The following is a 25932-nucleotide window of genomic DNA, read 5'->3' on the forward strand; positions in this document are numbered from 1 at the left end:
AGCGATGAATGTTAGGAGCTGACGGTTTAAACCTAGCGTTAATGATTGCAGACTCAGGGATCATAGACTCTGCGGTCAACGACCTAATGGCTCGTTCTCAAGTCATGGCGATCACTGAAAACAGAGGGATGAAAACGAAAGTTAAAAACCATCTGCTTAAGTGGCGAGGTAGCGTAAAAAAACGCATAACCAAGGTTTGTGAAACAGAGCGATTTCAGCAAGAACTTGCACTTTATCAAGAAGTCATTCATTGGGATGAAGCAACATTCTTTGAACAGATCCCCGATATTATCAAGAAGCTTGAATGGCACTCAGCATTCTATCTCCAAGCTCGCCGCTTGATGGAAAAGAACAAAGGGGTGAACAACCCGATGTTCCCACATTACTTCTGTGATCAGTGGTATCAAAGCCTATCTGAGGCGATTCGTCAGGCTCAGGTAACAGAGCTAGAAGCAAGCAAAGAAAAGGCTTTGAAAGATCTCTATCAGCGAATGGAAACCATGAAAAACATGGATAAAGTCACTGAAGAAGGGGATGAAAACAGCGTTGGCCGCTTATGGGACATGGCAGCGGCTAAGCTGAGTAAAACAGATTTGTCCGTGATGAAGCGCCATGCTGAGTTTCTGAAAAAGAATCAAGGGCTGCAGGAAATCGCGGAAAAGCTGGGCCGCATGGCAGGTCAGGTTGATGACCCAGATTTAAATCGTGCGCCAGCTGAAGAGCTACAAATGGTCGAGGAAAAGTCAGACGAAGCGACAGACGACATTGTTGGTATTCATGAAAGCGATGATCTTAACAAGCTGCTACCTAACGAAACCATGTTTTTGGCTTACCCTGAGTTGGAAGTCGTGTTCTATAAGCATTTAGTTGATAAACGTTTAATGAATTATCGTATGCAGGGTAAGTCTCGTACGTTGCGCAAGGTCAAGGCGCATAGGCCAGATAACAAACAAGTCGATGTTGAAAAGGGGCCTTTTATTGTTTGTGTGGATGCTTCAGGCTCGATGAGCGGCTTCCCTGAACAATGCGCGAAAGCAATGGCGTATGCGCTAATGCAGATTGCACTGGCGGAAGATCGCGACTGCTTTGTTATTTTGTTCTCTACGGAACAAATCACCTATGAGCTGACGAGACAAGATGGTTTACGAGAAGCGAGTGACTTTCTCACATACAGTTTTCATGGCGGAACAGACTTAGAGCCAGTGCTAATGAAGTCTATCGACTTAATGGGTGGCGATAGATACAAAAATGCCGATATGGTAGTGATTTCTGACTTTATCGCGCCCAAGCAATCGGATGAAATGCTGGCGAAAGTCGCTAAGCTTAAAAAGCGTAAGAACCGTTTTCATGCTATTAGCTTATCCAAATATGGCAATCCTGATCTGATGTCTATGTTTGACCACAGCTGGGCTTATCATCCTAATCTGGTCGGCAGGATAATGAAAAAATGGTAACGGCTAATTGGTCTTAACCGAATCAGACTAAATAAAAAAGGAGCAGTTCATGCTCCTTTTTTATGCTGGTTAGACTGCCAAAGGCATTTCATTGGAAGGATCGCGCTTGTGATATACACGAATCAGCCCGAGCAACGCCAGCAATGACATGAGTAACATTAATGCACCCACTGGCATCTGGTCATGCGATGGGATGACTGAGGCGGCTAGGGTGGCTAAGCCTGCACCTAAATTCTGCATACCGCCCAGAATGGCTCCTCCGGTTCCCGCATGGTATGGAAAAGGTGACAAGGCACCCGTGGTTGCAGCAGGGAATAGAACGCCAGCCCCCAAAAAATAGATAGTCGCCCCGCCAACCAACGTCATCGCGGAGGTTTGTCCCATTAGTCCTGGCACAAGTACAATGAGTGAGCCAAGTACGATGGCTAGCAAACCAAACATCATCGAAAGTTTCTCGCTTCTTCTAGATGCAATGACGCTAGACAGCGCAGCGCCGACGAGGTAACCAGGAATAGGCAAAACAAATAACATACTCACCGTCGTTGCTGGTAGCTTTAACACACCACCAAGTAGAACGCCTGCGGCGGCTTCAAAGATGGCCACACCAGAGAATGTTGCCACGAGGCACATTAAATAACCCTGAAACCTTTTGTTGGAGAGCACAAAGCCATAGCTACGTAGTGCAGACTCATTGCGTCGACTCGCTTTAGGCAAGGTTTCTTCGAATCGGGTCATCATGGTGATCACCACTGCGATGCTAAACAATGCCAAGAACATGTAGCTAGAGCGCCAGCCTAAGGTTTCGGTCAGATATCCCCCAAGAACAGGGGCTAATAGTGGAGAAAAAATCACGCACATACTGATCAAGCTGTTCACTTGATGAAGCTCTCTGCCCGAAAAGACATCTCGTGTTAGGGTTCTCGACATAGCGCCACCGCTGCCAATTCCCAGTCCCTGGATAAAGCTGCCAGCAAGAAACCACTCGAATTGTTGTGCAAACAGAGCAACGATTGCACCGACAATATAGATCAGCAAACCAGCAATAATAATCGGTTTCCGGCCTAAACGATCGGATAGCGGGCCATAGAAAAATTGAGAAAAACCGTATGGTATTAGATAACACGCCATGACTGCCTGAAGTGCAGCGGGTGACACAAGAAACTCATCTGCCATATGACCGATAGACGGCACATACATGGTTTGAGTCATCTGACCTACCGCGGTCAGTATTGCAATTAAAAATGTCAGTTTGATAACTTGAGATGATGCGGACATTTTCAGACATACCTAAATTTAAAGCGCACGAAACCACAGGTGCTGTGTAATGCAACCCTAACTAAATAAAGAAAAAATGGATGGTTTAGGCGCAGAATATTAGAAGGAGATTGGTTTGCGTGCAATTGAAAAGTGTGATCTTAAGCAAGATTAATTTCTATGATTTGGATTAGATAAACTAATCCAAATTTTGAGAGGCTACTGAACGAATAATTATTCTAGAGGTAGTTGGTTGAGGCACTTTCTACACAAGCAAGATTCATTGGACGGGAGAGAAGATGTATCTCGCTTTTCGAGAGAAAAACACCAGCAGGTGTTTTTACCCGCGCTGATGTCGCATTGGGCTGGCTCACCACAGGAAGGGCAGGTATGGCTTGTGGTGCTTCCTTGAAGCGCATCCATAACGGTGTCTCTTTCATCATCTGAAAGGTGACGCCAGTTGACGATTTCATCAATGGTTCGATGGCAACCGCTACATATTCCACCATTATTTTTGCATGCAGCGATACATGGGGTTTTCAAAATGGTCATCCGAGCAAAGAAATTTCGCTGCAGACTATACCGGACTCTGCGTGTAACAACAAAAAATCAGTTGTTTTTGATAATGATTCCCACTAGTATTTGTTGCAAATGATAATTAATATCAAAAAGTAGTTTTGTTGATGATTTCTTCGCTTGCAGCGTCAGTCTTTATAGTAGGGCTAGGAATTAAAATTCGTATCTCCCGCCTACAGATCGGGATTTGGTTGCTGTTTACGCTCATACTCGAACAGTTTGTCACTAATATGGCACTGCACGTTCTAGTTTCTATGTTTATCGCTTCTCCCTTCCTTATCAAAATGGAGAACAAAGCTCTTGCGCGCCAGATTTACGTTCTGTGTGTTCTCGTTCCCAGTTTAACGCTGATCCCTCGAATCATTTAAATTTTGGCGGCTGATACAGCAGAGAAGTGTCTTGCTTCATAAATATATTACTGGCGATCAAGCTGCCAACACACACCATTCCAAGCGCAAACCATCCCAATAAGGTGGGCTGTTCATTGAACACAGGGATAGCAAGTAACGTCGCTATCGCGGGCGTTGCAGCACCAAACGCAGCGGTGCGTTCAGCGCCCAATACTGAAATCGCATGTAAATAGGTAAATGCAGCAACCAGACCCGCACCAATGCCTTGTAGGGTGATATGACCAGCGAGTTCTTTCCATGGCCAGTCGGCCACACTGGTCGCGATTAAATGACTCTTGAGCATGCCACTGGCGATAAGGGTGATTAATCCAAGTGTCGAGAGTAACGAAATAACTCCCGCAGCAACTAAAGGGTTCAGATTAGAAACTCGCGCGCTAATAGTAAACGTTGCCCACATCATGCTCCCCAACAGGAACAGAACGTATCCGGTCAATAAGCCATTGCCAGAGTGTCCAAAGCCCTGAAAGAGAAAAGCGGCGATGCCACCGAGCACTAGCATAAGTCCCAAAATACGGTGAGAGCTTAACGGTTGTCGAAATAGCACTACCGCAATGCCTGACACGAAAAGTGGCAGTGTGCCCGGTATTAACGCGCTGCCGTCGGAAACTGGCGCCAGCTGCATGCCTGTCCCAGCAACAAACAAATAAGGCAAACCACAGCCAACAAACATCCCTAGCATGTAGCGCTTCGGTACTTTTTGAATGAGTTTTATTGATTTAAGTACCAAAGGGAGCAGCACGATACAAGGGATGAGAAATCGAGCCAATGCGATATCTGCTGTCGTGAGCTCCGAATGTGCGCCACCACGAAGTGAAAGAAAAAAGCCAGACCAGAGCAGCAGTGTAGCAGCCATTGCCAAGTAACCTGAGATCATAACGTTGTTAGTATATTAATTTGGTGTTAGTAATTATGAGTCGTTTCTTAAGACCAAATATGGCAAAGTTAACTAATAACAATATGAGTATTAGCTGAATCAGCTAACTTATAAATGAAAGTTGCTATTTAGAGGCGTGAACCATGGATAGGATCGATCAACACATCTTGATGTTGTTACAAAAGGATGCCCGTCAGTCGACAGCAGATATTGCCGACAAAGTCGGTTTGTCACCTTCCCCTTGTGCTCGAAGGATTAAACGGCTTGAAGAAGAGGGAGTGATCGCCAGTTACCGTGCAAGCTTAAGTAAAGATAAGGTTGGGGTTGGGATGACGGTATTTGTCGAGGTCAGCCTAAGTAACCACCAAGCCTCTTCTATCGATGACTTCGAGCAAGCTGTTCGGGATATGGAGGAAGTGGTGAGTTGCCACGTTGTGTCTGGTGCTTATGATTACCTTTTGGAAGTTGTCAGTCATGATCTGGCTGGGTACGAAGCCTTTACACGTAAAATCCAGCGCTTAGAAAATGTTAAGGATATCCATACACACTTGGCAATTCGACAGGTCAAAGAAGCTCGACAACTGCCCATATTCAACTAATTAGCGAGACGCGCGCTGATAAGTGCTCTGATTGTCATTGTCCACACGATCTGGTTGGGAAAACAGTGAAACACGGTCGCGCCCCAGGCTTTTTGATTGGTAAAGTGCAATGTCAGCGCGTTTGACCCAATCTTCGATAGTTTCAAAGGGTTGGGACTCCGCCACTCCTGAACTGAGGGTCACTTTGGCTTCTTGTGGATAATCGCTCTCTTTGACGGCGCGGTTGATTGCTTCCATTGAAGATTCAACGGCATATTGATCGGCTTGAGGGAACAACAAAAGAAACTCATCGCCCCCTAAACGAAACAACATGGTTGAGTGTTCGGTTTCGGCATCAATAATTTTTACCACCTGCGTAATGACTTGGTCACCGACATCGTGCCCATAGAGGTCATTAATCGTTTTAAATTTGTCGATATCAATAAGCGCTATTGACGAGGTTGTATAGAGCTGGCGAATGTTCTCAAGTGAGCTCTGTAATTGGTGTCTGTTGTAAGCGCCGGTCATAGGATCCCTTACTAACAAGTAGCGAAGGTCGGTTTGTAGCTGTCTGACCGCTTTCACAACCACATGGACAATGACCGCGGTCGCGAGTAAGGAAAATGCATAGCGAGAGGTTTCCGATAATTCCTGATGAGGTAATACGGCAATGGTGCAACCCAGACATACCACGATATTAGCAATAGTGGCAGTGCGAGCTGGCAGAAGAAATACAATGCTAATGATGATGGGAAACACCCAGTAAGTGGCCAATGTGCCAAAGATGTTCACTGCCATAATGATTGAGGTAACGAGAAGAGCCAAAGGGATAAAATGCCCGAAGAGGCCGACCTTGTTATAGATAATGGCAGCAATTTCAAGAAGCAAGGTAATCTCAAACGCTAGCAATACAGCGCCGAGCATGGTTTCACCTATGAGAAGATTTTTGATTCCGAGTGGAACAAAGAAAATGAGCGTGATAGCGGCGATGAACTTCAGAACTTGTTTCTGTTGTCTGATGTCGAGGATAGCATCACTCTGTCGGGTCTGAAGCGTCTCGTTTTTCACCATGCAACACCTTTGGCTGTCCTTTACGCCTTTATAAAAAGTAAGCCTAAAGTGTTGCTAAATCAATTCTGGTGCGGGTGGTTATTCTGGCTTAGTAATACTTCCTAGCTCAAGTACAGGTGCTACATCGATATCCTCAGCATTCATCATTGAGGAGATACGTTGCACCGAAGAAAGAAGCAGTGATTGTTCCCATTCTTCCAGTCGCTGAAACTTATTGATGAAGTTTTGCTGCAAAGGCATTGGCGCTTGGTCGAGGACTGCCAGCCCTTTTTCAGTAAGGTGTGCGTGAACCTTTCGCTTATCTTGAACGCTGCGTACACGCTTGACCAGCTCTTGGCGCTCTAAGCGATCCAATATTGTCGTTGCAGTCGCTTGACTCATATTAGTATGGTTAGAAAGCTCTCGAATCGTCACTTCTCCAAGCTCTCTTATTGAGCGCATTAGAATCAGTTGCGGGCCTGTTAACCCAGACTCTTTACTTAGTCTTTTCGAGTGCAGATCGATGGCGCGGATAATCTGTCGAATAGAGATAAGAACTTCTTCGTGCTTTTCCAATGTTAATCCTTAATGAGCGAAGCGTTTGGAGGCGAGAAAATACATGAAAATTCCCTCGAAATGAAGCCTGAAAACTCATAAATATCATACTTATTTCTCATATTAGTGAGGGAATGAATAGTTATGAGATTTGAGAAGAAACTTTTTTGTGTAAATGTGATGTTCTCAAATGTTTAGAAGTCAAAATGAATATGGGGTGAGAGATAGTTGATTGTTGTGTGAATAGTAGGCTCTTGAATTCGTATTCGTCCAAAAAGTGGTCAAATAATAGTGATTTACTGGAATGATCTGTATCTAGGCGTACAATGGTGTTGAGTCGATCAAGTCTTGATATAGATTAAATTGTTTTTATCACTAACGATTTTTCTATCTGAAGACTTGATTAGGGAAGAATATTCATCAAGAGAGGAAAGATGACTAAAGGTATAGACAAGTACAGTATCGATAGTACCGATTACACCATCGGACAAGATAATGTACAGAAGTGGGGGTTTGATGTTCATAACCCCGTATTTGGCGTGAGTGCCGGATTCATCGGATTATTCCTATTTGCAGTGCTGGTTATGGATGCGCAGTCTGCAAAATCGTTGCTGGATGGCTTGAAGTTTCAAATTATCGGGAGCTTTGACTGGCTATTTATCTGGTCTGGAAACATTTTTGTTGTTTTTTGTCTCGCGTTAATCGTAAGCCCATTGGGTAAAATACGTCTTGGTGGTCAAGATGCGACGGCTGATTACTCATTCATCTCTTGGCTATCGATGCTTTTTGCTGCGGGCATGGGTATCGGTCTGATGTTCTGGAGTGTTGCTGAGCCAGTTGCTTACTACACAGGCTGGTTTGAAACACCGTTAGGTGTTGAAGCCAACACACCCGAAGCTGCGAAACTGGCGATGGGCGCAACGATGTACCACTGGGGCCTTCACCCTTGGGCTATTTATGGTGTAGTTGCTCTGTCTCTAGCGTTCTTTGCTTACAACAAAGGTTTGCCGCTTTCTATCCGTTCTATTTTCTATCCAATTCTTGGTGACCGTGCTTGGGGTTGGGCTGGCCATATTGTTGATATCTTAGCGGTATTAGCGACGTTGTTTGGTCTTGCTACTTCCCTTGGCTTGGGCGCACAGCAGGCAGCGAGCGGCATCCATCATGTATTTGGCCTAGATGCAGGTATGGGTCTACAGATCGTTGTCATTACGGTTGTAACTTTACTGGCTGTCGTATCAGTAGTTCGTGGTATTGATGGTGGTGTAAAGGTTATCAGTAACATCAACATGATCGTAGCATTCTTGCTACTGATTCTGGTTGCTCTGATTGGTTATGCGGTGGCGTTTGGCAATATTGGCACAACACTAATGGCTTACGTCGAGAATATCATCCCGCTAAGTAACCCTCATGGACGTCAAGATGAAGCTTGGTTCCAAGGCTGGACAGTATTCTACTGGGCGTGGTGGATCTCATGGTCGCCATTCGTGGGTATGTTCATCGCACGCGTATCTAAAGGTCGTACAGTACGTGAATTTATGACAGCGGTTCTGTTGGTACCAACTGCGGTAACGCTACTTTGGATGTCAGTATTCGGCGGTATTGCGATTGACCAAGTGGTTAACAACATCGGTGAGCTGGGTGCAAACGGGCTGACGGATGTTTCGCTAGCAATGTTCCAGATGTTTGACGTACTGCCTTTTGGTACTGTTCTATCAATCATCGCGGTGATTCTGGTTTTGGTGTTCTTTATCACGTCATCTGACTCGGGCTCACTGGTTATCGATAGCATTACTGCTGGTGGTAAAGTCGATGCACCTGTACTTCAGCGTGTATTCTGGGCCTTTATGGAAGGTGCAATTGCAGTTGCTCTTTTATGGGTTGGCGGTACTGAAGCGGTTCAGGCGCTTCAGGCGGGTGCCATTTCAACTGCCTTACCGTTCACCTTTGTATTGTTGATGATGTGTGTCAGTCTATTGATGGGTATGCGCACTGAAAAATACGATCGTTAGTCGAAACGGTAAAATTGAAAAAAAGGGACGAATTTTCGTCCCTTTTTTGTATCCGCGATTTACTTCTTATCAGACCCAAATCTGATTGAGTTTTGTAGACCGTTCATAATGATAGGCGATTTGCGCCTGTAACAACTCCGCCGTGGCGACCGCATCAGTTAAGGCATGATGTGGCGTGTACGGAGGAAGACCATAGCGCGCTCGGCTTGCGCCTAACCGGACTGAATCCGGCTTCTTACCTAACACTTTATTTAGTATTCCGCCGTGTAGGCGCTGTTGGTAGAGGGTTTCAAGGTGCATGGTATCGACGACAGGAAACTCAATCCCTTCATTAATTCGATCCTTGAGTGCTCGATCAAAAAACTCTCGCTCAATTCTCTGATAGTGCACCACCATGATTTTGCCTGCCATCTGCTCCAAGACTTGATCATAAACTTCCGATAAGTCCGGTGCATCGAGAATATCACTGTGGGTGATACCATGAATGATCACTGATTCTTCAGCCAGTTGCTGACGAGGTCGTACCGTCCAGTGATGAGCTTGATTAATAAAGATCCTGTTGAGATTAAACGGCACAGTTCCAATGGTGATGATGTCATCTTGCTCTGAATCTAAACCAGTGGTTTCAAAATCCATGGCTAGAAAGGTCACATCTTCCAGATTGGTATCGGCACTTGGAACTCCAGCGCTGTAGTAACGCTTGAGTGAGTCATTTCGGCTAGTCTGTTGTTTCGCCTGAAACTTCTTTTCCCAATCAATCGCTGGTGCACGCATCATATTTTTGAACATCGTTCACCTACTTAAAGTTGTTGCTGGCTTGGTAACGGAATTTAAGGAAATTCTGTGCGTTACTCAGGATTTGGAAAGCATCTTTCAAGTTGCGTCGTTCGAAATCAGATAAGTTCTCCGGTTCGATATTGTTATCCGGTTCGATCTGATTCTCTACATCGAGTGCTTGGTGACGAATTCGCACCATGGAAATAAACTCAAGCGCGTCTCGTAAGTCGCGTGCTTTGCCTTTAGGTAAAATGCCGGCTTCGTGAATATCATCTAAGCGTTCAAAGGAGTTGGTAGAACGAGATCCTACCGCTAATGCGTGAACGCGAATTAAGTCGGCAAGTGGTGCAGTGCCGCGACGCTTGAGGTTAATAGAGTTTTTATGTTGACCATCTTTCTCCATCACAAAATCTTTGAAGAAACCGAGTGGTGGAGTTCGATTCATGGCGTTACGAGCCAGACAGGCTAGGAAGCGATTATTTTTGCGTGAACGTCTGACAATAAACCCATTGAGTTGTTCTGCCCATTTCAGGCGTCCGTATACACCTACTAGGTCAAAGAAGATGGAGGCATTTAATAGGGCCTTCGGGTTCGGGTCGTCAATCCAGTCGGCAAAACACTCTTCCCATTCGCTTCGGGTCATTCGCCATTCTGGATTGGTGGCCATGATATCACCTGTACAATAGGTGTAACCGCATTCGTTTAATCCATCACAGATTTTCTTTGCCAGCGCTGAGAAATAGTCGTCGTGCTCTTCCTTGACATAGGAGTTATCGAGAATGATGGCGTTATCCTGATCGGTGACCAGAATTTGCTCGTCTCGGCCCATAGAGCCTAAAGCGAGAAAGCAGTATGGGATAGGGGGTTCGCCCAGTTCTTCTTCGGCCAGTTCAATAATTCGTTGTTTAAAGCTCTTACCAATCACCGACATGGCACTGCCGACCATGTGAGAGTTCGCATCTTCGTTGACCAATCGTACGAAGCTGTCTTTTACCTGTTCTGACAATGACGCAAGCTCTTCAATCGATTGCTGCTGGAAGATACTGCTTACCAAGAGTAGAGAGTTTTGGGATTCGTAGCGGACGATGTCCGTTGCTTCGATGATGCCAATAGGCTTCTTGTCTTTTAAAACAGGAAGGTGATGTACGTTGTAACGCAGCATGGTAAGCATCGCTTCGTAAACGTACGCATTATGGTCAAGGGAAATGACCTCAGTTGTCATCACGCTGGACACTTCATCGTTAGCATCAAGACCTTCAGCCAACACTCGGGTGCACAGATCTCGGTCGGTGATGATGCCGACAAGTGGTGAGTTGTCTTCTTCGTTGTCTTCAAGAATGTCGGGATCGATGATCAATAGTGAAGAGACATTCTCCTCAGCCATTTTGATCGCTGCATTCTGAATGGTTTCTGTCTTTTCCAAAAATGGAGCGTCACCGGTGAGGAGCGTGCGTACTTTGGATGTGGTCAGATCATTTTGCTCATTGGTGCTTGAAACGGCTTGGCGAAGTCGTGCGGTATCTTCAACTTCAACAAAATCTGCAAAGGTCTCGTGATTGTCGTAGAGCTCCTGGAAAACCGCTTCAGGAATGCAGTACACCAACGTATCTTTGGTCGCTTTGGCTGGAAAGCGTACTTTGTTATTGGTGAGCAGGCCCATTTGCCCGAACAGCGCACCTTCATCCAGCCGGTTGTAGAGTTCACCTTTGCGCCGATAAACTTCAACAACACCACTGCGAACCATGTACAAATCGTGGATTTCGTCGCCAAAGTGGATGACTGGCGTATCCTCACGAAAATAAGAAATTTCAACATGCTTGGTAACGAAGTTGAGCACTTCATCTTCGAGCTCATCAAAAGGTGGGTGCTGAGAGAGGAAATTCTTTATTTCCAGTAATTCTGCTTCCATGAAGACATCCGAAGTAACTGTGTAGTCTTTCAATGTTACATGATCTGAGGATGTACTTCATGATGGGTTGTTGAAAAGGTTAAGAAAAACAACAGCCGTTTGTGAGCTTTACTTGGTCAGGTCTTCTATGATCGGACAATCGCTATTTTCATCACCGGGGCAGGCATTAACCCAACCTTTTAGTTGTTTCTCTATTTCACGTAGCTCTCGAATTTTTAATTCAACTTCTTTGAGCTTCTCCTGAGCTTTGGCTTTTACTTCGCTGCTTTTGCGTTTTGGGTTATGAGCTAACTCCACAAACTCTTTGCATTCTGCTAATGAAAACCCGGCATTTTTTGCTCGGGAAACCAGATTAAGCTCCTGAACGTGCTGCTCGCCATATTCGCGATAACCCGCATCACTGCGAGTTGGGGGAGTAATGACGCCTTTTTCTTCATACAAACGAATGGATTTACTGGATAATCCGGTGAGCTTTGCCACGGAGCCTATATTCATGGTGTACCTCTGCCACAGATAGCGTTGCGAGCGCTGAAACATCTCTATTCAGTTGTACTACTTTATGATCCTTACGCCAAACTTTTTAGCGTCAGAAACGGAAAAAGCTCACTCCGACGGGAGTGAGCAAAAACTGGCATGCGTATTCTACGCCAGGAATAGGACAGTTTTTCTAAGAGTTACAGGTAGTAACGAGCACCGATAACCCATTTGTCATCAGAGTTGTAGCCTGTTTCGTCTTTCAGGTCGAATTGGTACGCCGTGTAACCAATGAACTTAGGTGTGAAGTTGTATTCAGCTTGTAGCGCCATTTCTTCACGTGCAGTCACCGTTGAACCACCTTTAGTTTCTTTACCTTCAACTTGTTCGTAGTTCACGATTAGGTTAAGGCTGTTTTCGAATGCGTAAGATGCCAGTGCTTCGTATGCGTCACTTTCTACAAGCGGAGTTGAGCCGTTGTAGTTCATGTATTCATTTGAACCGTAAACACCCGCTAGGTATAGGCCGTTACCGTAAGTACCGTACTTAACAGAAACTAGGTGAGATTCTGCCGTTTCTTTTGTTGAAGTGCCTGTGGTGAAATCACCAGTGTTAAATGTGTAACCTAAGCCGAAATCAGCGATAGCGTAAGTCAAAGCAATCTGACCACGGTCATCGTATACCGTCTTTACGCTAGTTTCTTCGTTAGTCTCGTCTTTTGAACCCTGCCAACCTAGACCGAATGACAGGCTACCCATCTCGCCGAAATCAAAACCGTTACGGTAGCTCACCATCTTGTCAGCACGGCCAGTACCAAGGATTCCGTGATCGTCGTAGATAAATTCGTTAGCGAACGCGATTGGCATATCAGCCACACCAGCGACGTCATAGTACGGCGCCCACTGAGTACCTACAACACCACGACCTAGTTCTTCATGAGTGATACCCACATAGCCAAGACGAGTAGTAAATGTCTGATCGCCACCATCTAGGTAGTTAAGCGCCCATTCACCTTTTGCGTCTGCTGTGAAGCCGTGGCCGATGTCCTGAGTAGCGTTAAAGTTGATACGTGGAGAGTTTGTGCCTACGTCAGTGTGACCTTGCTCAGAGCCGTTAACGTTCACAGAAACGTGACCGCCAATAGCGAAAGTGGTGCCATCGTTGTTGTATAGCTCAACAGCGTAAGACGTGGCAGATAGGGAAGCGATTGCAACAGCTAAAATCGTTTTTTTCATAATAAAGTCCATATTATTTAGCCAGTTAGTTGGCTTGATGTTTGCTCGTGAATACACGATGCGAAAGACTCTACTGTGAAAGTTCCTTGGTTCTTCAAAAAATAAAATAAAAAGTTAGAGGGAAAGAAAAACCTTAAATAACAATAAATTGATACCGTTATATTTTTTTATATTTGTATTTTTTATAGATACATTTTGTTACTCATGGATGGGGGTTATTGGTCGTAATTTGGTGATATCGAGTGGAAATTGCTCAGTGATAAATTCGACGATTCAATCATGAAAATGATACCTAATAGCCATAAGCTGTTTACTTAGTAAATAAGTCATCACAAAGCGCAACAGTATGAAGATACTACTTATCCATTAGTATCTAAGACTTAACCTCTGCTGTTGGGAAGCCAACGTCTTTTTGGAGGCATTGGTAGTTGGCAAGGTGTCTATGTTCTACTTCAGCTCGAATGGTTTGTTAAGGCTGTTTAGCCAATTCGACAATTTGGGGGGGATTATGCTTCTGTGTCCAACGGATAGCTTCATCAATCTTCAGTGCAGGGCTGTAGAAAAAGCCTTGAATATAGTCGCAGCCATAATGTCTAAGCATGTTCAATACTCGCTCATCTTCAACACCCTCAGCAACGACGGTATAGCCTAAACCATGTGCCAGCGCGATGGCATTAGAGACAATAGAGCCATTACGCTGATTCGTTTCCAATTGATATAGGAATGAACGGTCAATCTTGATTTGATCAACAGGCAAATCACGTAACAGTGACAGAGAAGAGTAACCAGTACCAAAATCATCTAAGCTGATTTTAAATCCAAGATTTTTCAGGCTTTCTAGCAATTTTTCTGGGCTTCTCAATCGATTAATCGCCGTGCTTTCTGTGATTTCTAAGATGAGTGTTTCGGTAATATCAGGATAAATCTGAATCAGCTTTTCCAACTGACGCTTGAGGTTGTTCCCCATTAAGTCTTTGGCTGATAGATTGACGTGAACAGGGCAGTCAATTCCATTCTTTTTGAGTTTTTCAATATCCGCCGAGACTTGATCAAGCACCCAACTGGTAATAGATGTGATTTTGTTGCTTTGTTCGGCAACGGGAATGAATTCTACAGGGCTGACTAGCGTGCCATCTGGCTTTAGCCAGCGTATCAAGGCTTCATAACCGCAGACAAACGCATTCGTTCCACATAGGATTGGCTGATAATAAACGCAAAACTCATCGTGTAGCAGAGCGGCATCTATTTCCCTCGCAATACGTAACTTACGTTTTGCCCCCTGACTCATTTTATCGTCGTAGCATGCCACTAAATGGCCTGATTTTTTCGCCCAATACATCGCTACGTCTGCGGCATGGATGACTTGTTCTGCATCGTCTCCGTGCCGTGGAAATTCGCTCAAACCTATGACGGCACCTGTACTAAGTTCAAATCCGTCAATGGCGAATGGTTTGCGCAGTTCGACGTCAATCTCCTTTGCGAGTGCTTTTGCGCTGGCTTCATTACTATCAAGGCATATGATGACAAATTCATCGCCACCAATACGAGCAATAAAGTCTTCCTTTTTAAGCAGCGAGGAAATTCGTTGGCCAATCTGAATGAGTAGCTGGTCCCCGCAAAAATGACCCATCCCGTCGTTAACTTGCTTGAAGTTGACGATATCAAGCAGCATCAGATCAAAGGGCTTGTTTGATTCGATAAGTAGTTCGATGGTTTCAATACAGTGCTTTCGGTTTGGTAGGGCGGTCAACGAGTCATGCAGTGCATTGTGTTTTTCCTCATCAGCAAGTAAGTGAAGTTGCTCAATACTTTGCAAGCTATAAGTGGTGACCATGTACACGAATACGCTGCCGCTAAACAGAATAATACATAAGCTAAACAAGACGGGTGTGACGTCTGGATTGGCGAAAATTGAACCTAAAACAAAGGTATAGCCGACAACAAACCCGATGATAAGGTAACTCAGTACCTGCCAGCCTACGTGTTTTATCTTTCGACAAATTTTGTTAGCTGGAATGTATCCCGCTAATAAAATGATGATGCCTGATATAACCAGAAAAATTGCTAACGCCGACACGATTTAAACCATAGAAACACAGTTCGCTTATTTCATAACGTTTATTTGTTAGAGTTTAGTGTAGGTCTGGATCGCATATTTATAAAACTGACAATAAATTCATTGCTCGAATTAAATCGCAGATTGCGTTAGATCAACAAAAAATCGTTTCGATTGAGGTTGTGACTAAAATAAAGTTGAATCATTAAAAAAATATTGAATAATGTAAAGCACACAACAAAAAGCATTTTGCTTTCAAAATTCGGTCTGAAACAGGATATACACTCCATGTCTAACTCGTTTGTGCTGGTTATCAACTCTGGTAGTTCTTCTCTTAAATTCGCGGTTATCGATTCCGTCACTGGTGAGGCTGTCATAACTGGATTAGGGGAATGCTTTGGCCTCTCCGAAGCGGTAATCGGCTGGAAATATAAGGGTGAGAAAACAGAGGAGGCCATCACTGCTCCAGACAACCACCATCAACACGCGATTAACCGAATTGTTGGCCTGATGGAGTCATTAGGTTTTACTCAGGATCTGGTTGCTGTGGGACATCGTATCGTGCACGGTGGCGAAAAGTTCACTTCAACAGTTCGTATCGACGACGAAGTCTTGGCTGAAATTGAAACCTTGTCTGACTTGGCACCGCTCCACAACCCAGCAGGCGCAAAGGGAATCAGAGCTTCAATGCAAGCGTTCCCGAGCCTTCCTCAGTTTGCTGTCTTTGACACAGCGTTTCACCAAACAATGCCTCAAAAGGCGTTTACTGGTGCGATTTCAAACGAACTGTACAAGGAATACGGCATCCGCCGATATGGTTTCCACGGCACCAGTCATTACTTCGTCAGTCGTGAAGCGGCTAAAATGTTAGGTAAACCTGTTGAGCAATCCAGCTTTATCTCTGTGCATTTAGGTAATGGTGCATCTGTTTGTGCAATCAGTAATGGACAATCTGTCGATACATCGATGGGCTTTACGCCACTGGCTGGCTTGATGATGGGTACACGCTCTGGTGACCTAGATCCAGGTATTATCGAGTTTTTGATGAAGAAGGGCTGGAGTCAGGAAAAAGTCTTCGAAACGTTGAATAAGAAGTCTGGTTTCCTTGGTGTGTCTGGCTTAACTTCTGACGCTCGCGGCATTTTGGAAGCAATGGAAAATGGCCACGAAGGCGCCAAACTGGCTTTTGAAGTCTTCACTTATCGCGTCGCTAAGTACATCGGCTCTTATCTTATTCCTCTTGAATCGTTAGATGCGATCATCTTTACTGGCGGCATAGGTGAAAACTCGTTACCTATCCGTCGAGAAATCCTGAATAACCTCAAGCTACTTGGTTTCATTGAAGACGAAAAAGGGAATGAAGATGCACGCTTCGGCAGCGCTGGCATCATCGCTAAGTCTGACATACTCGACGGTGTGGCTATGGTGATTCCTACCAACGAAGAATTTGTTATCGCCCAGCAGTCTGTAGAGTTACTGTAATAGACGTTGCTGTTAATATTAAAAAAGCGAGCTTAGTGCTCGCTTTTTGGTTTTTGGGAGCGGGGTAATATTTAGTATTCATTACGCATACAGTCAATGAAGACATCCATCGCAGGTGTTACACATTTTCCCGCATGATACCCGCACCTAGGCTCAATCATTTGTGGTTCGTTGGTAAAGGAAATCTCTTGTAAGCGACCATTTTGCAGCTCTTCTTCAACAGTAAAGCGAGGAAGATATGAAATTCCAATGTTGCTCTCAACGCAGTTTTTTATGGTGTTAATGCTACTCAACTCAATCATGTTATCGATGGTTATTGCTCGCTCTCGGATGATACGTTCAAAGGTCTGGCGAAAAAGGCACTGAGGGCCATTACTGATGAATCCTAACTCAACGTGTTGGCCTTGTTTTTGTAAATCCAACCCTTTTAAAAGCGGTGATCCGATCAGCACTAATGGTTCTTGCTCAAATTCATGAACTTCTAGCGCATCGTCATTGCCGACCTGATAAAACACGCCCAAATCGGCTTTATCAGCAATCAGCTCATCTCGAATTTGATAGCAGTTTTGTGATTGCAAAGAGAGCCTGACTTTTGGGGCTCTTATTCGAAATTCTTTTAAAACCTTGGCCATTTTATATGCGAGTTGAGTTTCGGCGACCAATACTTTCAGCTCTCCTGTTGGCTCAGAACTTTCTTGTTGTGCCGTTCCCTCTATGTTTTCCATCACTCGTGCGAGCTCGTAAACATAAGGAAGAATTTTTTCTCCCGCTTGAGTGAGCACCATCTTACGGCCGATTTTTTCAAACAATTGTAGTGAAAGATCTTGTTCTAACTGCTTGATTTGAAAGGTCACTGTCGACTGAGTGCAATAAAGCTTTTGTGAAGCTTTTAGAAATGATCCTTCCTCAACAATGGTTTTAAACGTAAGGAGGCGTTTTAGATTCATGGCCAAACTCCCAACTTTATAGTTCGAAAAATTCAAACTCAAGGTTCAAATACATTCAATTTTTTAATTAATTGTGGCGGAGTATAGTGCACGAAAAACAGGAGAGATAGAGATGAGTGCCATCTACACTGCATTTTTCACCTACGTTATCATTACTTCCATCACGCCGGGGCCAAACAACATCTTGTCGCTCAGTGTTGCGACACAATACGGACTAAAGCGTTCAACAAAAGTCATTTGTGGAATGTTCTGTGGTTATATTGTGCTAATGCTTCTGTGTGGCTTGTTTACTTACCACATGGTTAACGTTTTGCCCGTAATTACACCTTGGCTGACATGGGTGGGTGCGGTTTACATCGTGTGGCTAGCCTGGGGAATTGCGATGAGTGATATCGACACTGATTCAAAAAACTCACAAGGTATCACTTTCCTTACTGGCTTTGGTTTACAGTTCGTGAACGTAAAAATTATTCTGTATGGAGTAACATCAATATCAACATTCGTGCTGCCTTACACACAAAACATCTATTGGATCTTAGCGACGAGCCTGTTACTTGCACTTATCGCGCTTGTCAGTAACTTGGTCTGGGCTGTCGCAGGTAAGCTGCTTCAATCGCAATTTCAGAAATATGGTAAGGCTATCAATATGGTCTTAGCGATAACATTGCTCTACTGCGCCGTACAGCTATTTGCCTAGTTAATGGATGCCGGTCAAGAATATGGAGTCGTATTAAAGCTTTAGCGCCAAATCTCTTTAAAATAAGGTGACACTCATGTTGCGTAATCTAGGGCGCTGCATGAAAAATGAGAAACAAAAGCTGGTTAATACGGCGTTAGGAAAAGAGATGAAAACTTATATTTTAACCGCTAGTTGCCCGAGTAGAGCAGGGACCGTCGATGTAGTTACACGATTTTTACTAGAATTTGAATGTTACATCAAAGAGTTAAACTCATTTGACGACACTCTAAACGAACGTTTCTTCATTCGCGCAGTGTTCAGTGTACAAAACGGCCAAGAGCTAAACCGAGCATCCTTTGAGGCGGCATTTTCAGCGCGCGCTTCAGAGTTTGATATGGACTGGGAATTAACACCTTCCGATTATCGACCAAAAGTCGTGATTATGGTTTCTAAGTATGATCACTGCCTAAATGATCTGCTTTACCGCTACCGAACGGGTAATCTTAAAGTCGACATCAAGGCGGTAATTTCCAATCACCCGGACCTACAATCTCTGGTCGAGTGGCATGATATTCCATACCACCATTTTCCTATTTCGGCGGAGACCAAGCCTCAACAGGAAGCATTAGTACAATCAGTGTTGGACGAAACAGACTGTGAACTGCTGGTACTTGCACGCTACATGCAGGTTCTTTCGCACGATATGTGCAGCCGCTGGTCTGGCAGAGCGATCAATATTCATCACTCGCTATTGCCTGGCTTCAAAGGGGCTAAACCTTATCATCAGGCATACAACAAGGGCGTTAAACTGGTTGGTGCAACTGCGCACTATGTAAGTGATGATCTTGATGAAGGGCCAATTATCACTCAAGGGTTAGAGACGGTTGATCATACTTATTACCCAGAAGATTTGGCACGAAAAGGGCTGGATGTTGAATCACTCACACTAGGCCGAGCTATTCAATATCACGTTGAGAAACGCGTGTTCATGTATAACGACAAAACGATTGTATTTGAGCGTTCGTAGTGCATATTTATAATCGTAGCTCTTCTGATGAATACATCAGAAGGGCTGCATGTTGTTCATCGTGTACTTTTGAGCTTACTTTGGTCATAGCGCGCCTTATTTAAATCGCACATTCTTTCTCACACGAACAAAAATAAGACAACCGATGGTTAAAAGTCCGGATTTAATCACAAGAGAATTAAACCTTAAATTGCTCTTGAGAGAGAGTTGAGTCCCAATCGGATTATTGTTAGATTGTCTCAATGAAAATTAATTCAACGTCTACATCATTCTTCTTCTGGTGGCGCTCTAATTAGAGCGGCTCAGGATTCTTACATTCTTAAGCTGCTGGTAGGTAGCTAAGACTGTAATCTCTTTTATATCTCCAGTAGCGATCTGTTTTAACTAAGGGGATATTCTCATGAACACAAAAAATCACTGTACTGATAAACGCGAAGTCATTTTAACTGGTGATAGAGCGACAGGCCCTTTGCATCTGGGTCATTATGTTGGCTCTTTAAAGCAGCGCGTAGCTTTACAGGAAACTCATGACCAAACGATCCTTGTTGCTGATATGCAAGGGCTTACCGATAACGCTCATAACCCCAAAAAAGTTTCGTCCAACATTCTAAATGTCGTTGCAGATTATCTGGCTGTTGGTATTGATCCTTCTAAAACAACTATCTGTCTTCAATCTCAGTTGCCCGCTCTTGCTGAGCTGACTATGTATTACAGTAATCTTGTCTCTATCAGTCGCTTAGAACGTAATCCGACAGTGAAAAATGAAATCCAAAACAAAGGGTTCGAACGATCAATTCCAGCTGGATTTCTAACCTATCCAATCTCACAAGCTGCGGATATAACGGGATTTAATGCATCTCTAGTCCCTGTTGGTGATGACCAGTTGCCAATGCTTGAACAAACTAACGAAATAGTGAGAAAGATTAACTCTCTGGCAGGGTTAACTGTTTTGAATGAGTGTCGGCCTTTGTTAAGTAATGCACCACGTTTACCGAGTACAGATGGCAAAAATAAGATGTCTAAGACGATGGGGAATACTATTAATCTTAGTTCTACTGAAAAGGAAATTAAAACTGCAGTAAATTCAATGTACACGGATCCTAACCATCTAAGAGTTGAAGACCCAGGCAATATCGAAGGTAATATTGTATTTACCTATCTTGATGCTTTTCATCCAGATGAGGATTATGTTGACCAATTAAAAGAGCATTATAGACGTGGTGGCCTTGGTGACGGTCAAACAAAAAAAGTACTAGAGGAATGCTTACAAGATTTGCTACGACCGATAAGAGAGAGGAGAGCCGATTATTTAAACGACAAGGCGCAACTAATTGATATATTAAAGAAAGGAAGTCAAATCTCTAGAAGCAAAACGGAAAAAGTACTCTTTGATATTAAAGGTGTCTTTGGGCTAAATATTTTCTGAAGCGTCTTTAATTGCTTTGTCGTCAACTTAACGACTCACAATTACCGGCAATTTACGAGTTAATAGCGAGCCTGATGGCTCGCTATTAAGCTTAACGATTTTGTTCACGGTAAAACTTAATCGTAATACGTTGATTAGGCTTGCCTGAAACCTTAACCGGATAGCTACCCCATTCATGGGTATTGATATGGCTGATGATCATATCCGGTTTATCGCAATGTTGGTTGGTAATATTTTTGCCCGTCACATCGGCGTCTTTAATTTCAATGTTGGCTTGTTTGCTATGGAATAACACTAACTTTTCGTCCCAGTTTTCTATCGACAAATTCAGGTAGGCAAGTCCTTGTTCATTTAGCGTCAGTGTTTTTGCAAATGGTTTGGAAACGCGGAGGCTTTGCTGAGCTGCCTCATCGGGGGAATTGGCCGTTTCGAAAGGTTCTGCTGTGGTTTCACATAAGGTGCGATATTCTCGCGCAAAATGTTGGTTTCGAGCAGAATTCATATCCGCATAGGTTTGTGCGATGGGCAGTATTACTGTGGCCAACAAGCTGACCTTGGTAAGTTGTGTTAGGTTCATTTCGGTTGCTCTTGGGTAGGTTTAATGAGTGAACAAGTGCTGCCTGGACGGGTGTGAGTTTGCTTATCATTCGAAACGCAAAATGGAGAATTGAATGGGTAGCGCCTCCAATCGTCTTCAACGGACAGTGAATGCAGGAATGCGATGAGCGCTGTCTTCTCGCTGCGAGTCAGGCTAAATCCGTTGATTAAGAAGCTTTTGTTAGGGTGGTGGAAGCCGTCTCCCTGATTTGGGCCATAGCTTGTTTTTCTGCCGCCTCTGGCATAGTTATCAATCACAGACGCTAAAGATTGCACGCTGCCATCATGCGCCCATGGGCCTGTATTTGCGACATTAATTAACGAGGGAACCCGAAACTTGCCGTCATCTTGATGATCGCTGGTGTGACGGCGCAACCCCGGCTCTGTAGCAGGGTAATGTGGGGGTTCTCCTTGTCGGCTGATTCCGTAAAGGCCAGTATTTTGGTATTGGCTAATTGTGGCCTCAGGTTGATTGAGTAAAGCTCCGCCATGACATCGTGAACACTGTAATCGTACGCTATTAAACAATCGAAAGCCTTCCTGTTCCTCGCTTGTCAGAGCTTGTTCTTCTCCGCCAAGATACCGATGAAATCTCGTATTTCGACTTTCAATCAGTGTGAGGTAATGTTTAAGCGCATGAACGACACGCTCTAAGGTAATGTCACTGTCTTCATAGGCTTGTTCAAACAATTCAGAGTAGGAAACGCTTTTCTTTAATCGAGAAAGAAGCAAGTCAGGCGTCAGCCCCATTTCCAATGGATCAATTGAAAACATAGGGGTTGTGATGGCCATTTCAACTTTGGTCCGACTAGGGTTGGTAAGGGAAAACACGGTTTGCTGAGAAATGTTCAACAAAGAGGGAGTGTTTAACGTGTCGGGTTCGCCGTGAATGTTTATCGTTTGTGTAAACGTGTTGCTCCAGCCATGAGTTGGGGAATGGCAAAGCGCACAACTTCGATTGCCCTTAAGTGATAACTGGGTATCGAAGAACAGGTGACGGCCAAGCTCTTGAATAGCACTAATGCTCTCCGCAAGGGCTGATCCTGTCAGCAGCCACAGTAATAATGGCAATAACGCCTTGATAAATAAGTTCATGGAAGAGGGCTTAGAAGGAGTAAGCCACCTGCAAGCAGGTGGCTTTCATCGCTTAGTCTAATTTTCTCCACTGTTGATCAACCCAGCCAGGGTCAATCGCAACACCAGGTAAGAACTGTTCGTCATTACAGTTTGCTGCCCAGTCTCCATAACATTCGTAGATGCCTTCTCCATCAAACTTGACGACATCACCTGCCACGTAGCTGCCGAAGCCTTCAGGGTAATGGTAGTCATATTCGATCTCGCCTTGCTCTTCAACAACAGAGAACTCGTAGGTAGCTTGCTCATGCGAGCCATCAACTTGGCTGTGAATACGAACGCTGTAGTCTCCTAACACACTGATTTCGAAAGAGGCTGGGTTTTCAGTTGTGCCCTCAATGATTTGCTCAGGTTTTTCACCGCCTACAGTTCTTAGTATCGCAGTGTAGGAGTAAACGTCCTGTTTACCATTAATTACTTGTATTTCAACGGGAATAGACAGTGTTTCTCCAGGTGTCAGCACATATTCAGCTTCCTTGTTTGACCATTCGATGGACGTATCTTGATCGACTTTTTCAATCAAGTGAGACCAATTTTCACTGGTGTAGTAGATGTTATTCTCTGACGGATCATCACTAAGTATGATTTCATCTTCGTCGTTTAATACACCGACTTGAACGTATTGTGAGATTGTAGCGTTGTTGTTGATAGACTCTGCTAAGTCAATCTTCCACTGTTCGTTATTCACGTTCTCCGCAGTGATATCTTGCAGGACTTCGAAGTCCTCGTAGCCCTTATACATCAAGCGAGCTTTGACTTGGTCGCCAGGAGAGACTTCGATAGTTTCAGTCGCAAAGTCTTCATTTTTCACCCACGGTGATTCATCTGGGCCTGGTTCGTGATCACCGACGATAACGTTGGCACAGCTATAAAACGCTTCTGCGCTATCCCAAACATCTTGTGGTGGCGGGCCTAATTCATCATGCGGTTTGTGGGTAGGATGGGGGCGCTGCCAAACTTGATAGATAATGTGTTTGCCCGACTTCCCTTCTGGCCACTTCACTTTATAAGTTATGTAGTCATCCGCTTCTTTACCTTCACCATCTATGACAGTAAGACGCTCTAAATCTCCCCAGGTTAGTTTGTCTGTGTCTGGGTTAAAGCCGTTGCGAGTAACAAATAGGTCCCAATACCAAGTTTTGTGTTTGGCTGTATGCTTATAGGTGACTTCAAATTCGCCGTTAGTATCCAACTCAATTGTTGTGGAGTAGCGATTAGCACTTGGAATATCAAGTACTGCATATTCACCGCCTTTAGAAGCTGAACAAAGTTCTTCATTGTTAATGACGGCTTGATGATCGCCAGCTGCGTTGCCTTGGTTAATCTCGTTCTTTTGATTCTTAACCGTGTCACTACATAGCGTAGGGTCACTTGTTGTCCCTTCATAACAGCTATAGGCATAGTCTTGGGGTGAGACCATATATCCGTGTGCTGCAACTGGGGTAACATAAACACTGCTCAGTGCTGCAGTGAGTAAACTCAGCTGCAATACTGCCTTTTTCTTATTTAATTGCATTAGATGCGTCCTCATTATTCTTAATGAACTAGAACTGAGCTAATAGACTGATTTTTAGATGCTTATCTGTTTTAACTTAAAAAATTTAAATATTTATTTAAAGTAATTAAACCTTAGATTGGTAATTAACGTAATTTAAATGTACACGCAATTTAAATTAATGTGTTGGCTAATTATATATTTTTGTAATGATTTATGGGCTGGTTTTAATTTGTACATGATTGAGGTATATGATAAATCTATTAGTTATTGTTATCCTATTTTTTATTCTACTGGTTATGTAAATCAAGATGGTTTTGAAAATTGATTTGAAGAATGATTTTGCTTCGTGAAGGTGAGGGTAAAGCTTCAACTCTTTTGTGACTTCCTTAAGGTCAATGATGACGTTATTGATAGTGACTTTCGATTGTCTGCAAAGGTGGGCTGATATTTTCATTACGGAACGATATATTATTATTTTGACGTTTTTGACGTAAGTAACTTAATAATTGCAACGATGGTTATTTTATAGATTGCGGTTAGTTATGTTAAAGGCGAATGGTTTTCAATTTTTTTGGTTTTATCTTGAGGCCTGTGATAAATAAAAGTGTGCTATTTAAAAGAGCAATTATGGAAAAACTTTCGCTAGCGAAAGTTTATATTTTTAGATTTTAATATCCACATGGAGGAGTGTTGGCATCACAGTTTTATATTTCTCCTTGTATTCAAGCTGTAGTCCAAATAATAAACTTTGAATAAAGATCTAATTTTTATTCCGTTAGTACTGAGTGGATGTCTTCAACTTGATTTTATGAGCCGCATAGAGTGTGCATATGAATGCTTTTACTAAACACTATTTACAGACACAGCCCTGAACAACGGTTGATATTTCAACTTTACCTGGACGTTGAAAGGTGGGCCAGTGAACTTTGATACTCATTGAGATGGTAACGGAAACTCAATCAGCTACGAGAAAGGTCGAAGCGTTCCTGAAGATGAAGGGGAGCTGGTGGCTGCTTTTACCGGTAATCACGGCTGGTTTTTCCGTAATCGTAATGACAGCACCGTAATGGTGATTTTACGAACGAGTGGTGAATACGGGCAGATGAAACGTGTACTTTAATTAAGTAACAGCCTCTGTGGTGGAATATGCCATGTAGGCTGTATCATCCCGTCTATTGATTCGCATAAAGAAAACATTATGAACGTTAAAATTATCTACCTTGTTATTGCATTGCTACTTGGTTCTGTTTTTATACCAGCTGGAGCCACCAACGACGATAGCACTGAGCAAGAGCAGGTCACTCGTGAGCTGGAATCAATGCTCAACGCTGCTAAACAGTATCAGTTAGATACCGGGAGAGCGCTTGAAATCACGCCAGATACGAATGTCGAATACGGTTATTTGGCGATTGACAATTTAATTGAAGACCCCGGTATAGAAGGTTGGAATGGGCCGTACTTACCATACAGCAATGATTGGTTTGGGTTTGAGCAGTACGTCAGCCATCCCGAATACATTGCTGCTCAATTACTGGCTAAAGAAGATACTGAATGGAACAAAGGGAGTACGCCTGAAGGTTGTAATGAAAACTCGACATCATGCAAAATCGCTGCGTGTATCTGGAGTGTGCCTGAGGAAGTGGCGAAAGGCATCAACGAAGAGATTGACGGCATTCAGAGTGTAAAAGACGTCGACTCGACAGGTGTTATCAGATACAACGGCGGAAGTCTGGTTTGGATTGTATGCATGACAGGTGACGATTATAAGCTACCATAGCCTTCTAGTTACATAAGTTATCTGTCTATTTGCTCCTTACATTGGCGATGAAGCGCAAACTTCAGTTTGAGCTTCATCACTGTATAATCTATCGAAATAACAAAGAGAGATTCTCTACCTATACTTAGATAAAATTATAAAGAGACGCTTA

Annotated in this window: 23 protein-coding genes; 9 read left to right on the top strand and 14 right to left on the bottom strand. The window is 43.7% G+C overall.

What is annotated here, in order from left to right:
- The first annotated feature begins 8 nt into the window (after positions 1-8).
- The gene (gene viaA / locus VIC_RS14740) at positions 9-1454 is read left to right on the top strand and encodes an ATPase RavA stimulator ViaA (RefSeq protein WP_006960786.1); all 1446 of its coding nucleotides are present in this window, start codon (positions 9-11) and stop codon (positions 1452-1454) included.
- Positions 1455-1523: 69 nt separating this feature from the next.
- Here viaA and emrD read toward each other — a convergent pair whose 3' ends face one another.
- On the bottom strand, positions 1524-2729 hold the full coding sequence (gene emrD / locus VIC_RS14745) for a multidrug efflux MFS transporter EmrD (protein WP_006960787.1): 1206 nt from the start codon (positions 2727-2729) through the stop codon (positions 1524-1526).
- Positions 2730-2942: 213 nt separating this feature from the next.
- On the bottom strand, positions 2943-3251 hold the full coding sequence (locus tag VIC_RS14750; protein WP_080555938.1) for a cysteine-rich CWC family protein: 309 nt from the start codon (positions 3249-3251) through the stop codon (positions 2943-2945).
- 140 nt (positions 3252-3391) lie between these two features.
- On the opposite strand from VIC_RS14750, the gene VIC_RS14755 reads away from it, so the two are divergent.
- Positions 3392-3652, top strand: a complete 261-nt coding sequence (locus VIC_RS14755; RefSeq protein WP_019275165.1) for a hypothetical protein — start codon at positions 3392-3394, stop codon at positions 3650-3652.
- Here VIC_RS14755 and VIC_RS14760 read toward each other — a convergent pair.
- Complete coding sequence (locus tag VIC_RS14760) at positions 3645-4568, bottom strand: DMT family transporter (protein ID WP_201765499.1); 924 nt, start codon at positions 4566-4568, stop codon at positions 3645-3647. The genes VIC_RS14755 and VIC_RS14760 overlap by 8 nt on opposite strands.
- A 143-nt stretch (positions 4569-4711) precedes the next feature.
- On the opposite strand from VIC_RS14760, the gene VIC_RS14765 reads away from it, so the two are divergent.
- Complete coding sequence (locus tag VIC_RS14765; protein WP_006960791.1) at positions 4712-5167, top strand: Lrp/AsnC family transcriptional regulator; 456 nt, start codon at positions 4712-4714, stop codon at positions 5165-5167.
- On the opposite strand, the gene VIC_RS14770 is transcribed toward VIC_RS14765, so the two are convergent.
- Together VIC_RS14770 and VIC_RS14775 are read right to left on the bottom strand one after the other, a co-directional pair.
- A complete protein-coding gene (locus VIC_RS14770; protein ID WP_006960792.1) occupies positions 5168-6217 on the bottom strand; it encodes a GGDEF domain-containing protein in 1050 nt (349 codons plus the stop codon). It lies immediately after the preceding gene.
- 78 nt (positions 6218-6295) lie between these two features.
- Positions 6296-6772 (bottom strand): MarR family winged helix-turn-helix transcriptional regulator, encoded by a 477-nt coding sequence (locus VIC_RS14775; RefSeq protein WP_006960793.1) that lies wholly within the window; start codon positions 6770-6772, stop codon positions 6296-6298.
- A gap of 413 nt (positions 6773-7185) precedes the next feature.
- Between VIC_RS14775 and VIC_RS14780 the strand changes: the two genes are divergently transcribed.
- Entirely contained in the window at positions 7186-8763 is a 1578-nt protein-coding gene (locus VIC_RS14780) for a BCCT family transporter (protein WP_006960794.1), read from the top strand.
- Positions 8764-8832: 69 nt separating this feature from the next.
- Here the strand turns inward: VIC_RS14780 and VIC_RS14785 are convergent, their stop codons facing one another.
- From VIC_RS14785 to VIC_RS14805, 5 genes are all read right to left on the bottom strand, one after another.
- Complete coding sequence (locus tag VIC_RS14785; protein ID WP_006960795.1) at positions 8833-9552, bottom strand: 3'-5' exonuclease; 720 nt, start codon at positions 9550-9552, stop codon at positions 8833-8835.
- Positions 9553-9559: 7 nt separating this feature from the next.
- Positions 9560-11449: a DUF294 nucleotidyltransferase-like domain-containing protein gene (locus VIC_RS14790; RefSeq protein ID WP_006960796.1), complete on the bottom strand. Its 1890-nt coding sequence runs from the start codon at positions 11447-11449 to the stop codon at positions 9560-9562.
- A gap of 108 nt (positions 11450-11557) precedes the next feature.
- The gene (cueR, locus tag VIC_RS14795) at positions 11558-11944 is read right to left on the bottom strand and encodes a Cu(I)-responsive transcriptional regulator (RefSeq protein ID WP_006960797.1); all 387 of its coding nucleotides are present in this window, start codon (positions 11942-11944) and stop codon (positions 11558-11560) included.
- A gap of 179 nt (positions 11945-12123) precedes the next feature.
- Entirely contained in the window at positions 12124-13158 is a 1035-nt protein-coding gene (locus VIC_RS14800; protein ID WP_006960798.1) for a porin, read from the bottom strand.
- A gap of 469 nt (positions 13159-13627) precedes the next feature.
- The gene (locus VIC_RS14805) at positions 13628-15235 is read right to left on the bottom strand and encodes a putative bifunctional diguanylate cyclase/phosphodiesterase (RefSeq protein ID WP_006960799.1); all 1608 of its coding nucleotides are present in this window, start codon (positions 15233-15235) and stop codon (positions 13628-13630) included.
- A 267-nt stretch (positions 15236-15502) separates the two neighbouring features.
- On the opposite strand from VIC_RS14805, the gene VIC_RS14810 reads away from it, so the two are divergent.
- The gene (locus tag VIC_RS14810) at positions 15503-16696 is read left to right on the top strand and encodes an acetate/propionate family kinase (RefSeq protein WP_006960800.1); all 1194 of its coding nucleotides are present in this window, start codon (positions 15503-15505) and stop codon (positions 16694-16696) included.
- A 71-nt stretch (positions 16697-16767) separates the two neighbouring features.
- On the opposite strand, the gene VIC_RS14815 is transcribed toward VIC_RS14810, so the two are convergent.
- Entirely contained in the window at positions 16768-17643 is an 876-nt protein-coding gene (locus VIC_RS14815) for a LysR family transcriptional regulator (protein ID WP_006960802.1), read from the bottom strand.
- Between the two features lie 112 nt (positions 17644-17755).
- On the opposite strand from VIC_RS14815, the gene eamB reads away from it, so the two are divergent.
- From eamB to trpS, 3 genes are all read left to right on the top strand, one after another.
- Complete coding sequence (gene eamB / locus VIC_RS14820; protein WP_006960804.1) at positions 17756-18340, top strand: cysteine/O-acetylserine transporter; 585 nt, start codon at positions 17756-17758, stop codon at positions 18338-18340.
- Positions 18341-18416: 76 nt separating this feature from the next.
- Positions 18417-19349 (top strand): formyltetrahydrofolate deformylase, encoded by a 933-nt coding sequence (gene purU, locus VIC_RS14825; RefSeq protein ID WP_006960806.1) that lies wholly within the window; start codon positions 18417-18419, stop codon positions 19347-19349.
- A gap of 400 nt (positions 19350-19749) precedes the next feature.
- Positions 19750-20775 (top strand): tryptophan--tRNA ligase, encoded by a 1026-nt coding sequence (trpS, locus tag VIC_RS14830; RefSeq protein WP_006960807.1) that lies wholly within the window; start codon positions 19750-19752, stop codon positions 20773-20775.
- 91 nt (positions 20776-20866) lie between these two features.
- Here the strand turns inward: trpS and VIC_RS14835 are convergent, their stop codons facing one another.
- From VIC_RS14835 to VIC_RS14845, 3 genes are read right to left on the bottom strand one after another with little or no spacing between them, the layout of a single operon-like run.
- Positions 20867-21352: a hypothetical protein gene (locus VIC_RS14835; RefSeq protein WP_006960808.1), complete on the bottom strand. Its 486-nt coding sequence runs from the start codon at positions 21350-21352 to the stop codon at positions 20867-20869.
- Positions 21349-22467 carry a cytochrome-c peroxidase gene (locus tag VIC_RS14840; RefSeq protein WP_050778626.1) on the bottom strand — a complete coding sequence of 373 codons (1119 nt, stop codon included), beginning with the start codon at positions 22465-22467 and terminating at the stop codon, positions 21349-21351. Before VIC_RS14840 ends, VIC_RS14835 begins: the two co-directional genes overlap by 4 nt.
- Before the next feature lie 52 nt (positions 22468-22519).
- The gene (locus VIC_RS14845; RefSeq protein WP_006960811.1) at positions 22520-24022 is read right to left on the bottom strand and encodes a lytic polysaccharide monooxygenase; all 1503 of its coding nucleotides are present in this window, start codon (positions 24020-24022) and stop codon (positions 22520-22522) included.
- 1180 nt (positions 24023-25202) lie between these two features.
- Between VIC_RS14845 and VIC_RS14850 the strand changes: the two genes are divergently transcribed.
- Positions 25203-25781, top strand: a complete 579-nt coding sequence (locus tag VIC_RS14850; RefSeq protein ID WP_006960813.1) for a hypothetical protein — start codon at positions 25203-25205, stop codon at positions 25779-25781.
- Positions 25782-25932 lie beyond the last annotated feature (151 nt).

This window comes from Vibrio coralliilyticus ATCC BAA-450 (assembly GCF_000176135.1).
In the GTDB taxonomy this organism is placed as follows: domain Bacteria; phylum Pseudomonadota; class Gammaproteobacteria; order Enterobacterales; family Vibrionaceae; genus Vibrio; species Vibrio coralliilyticus.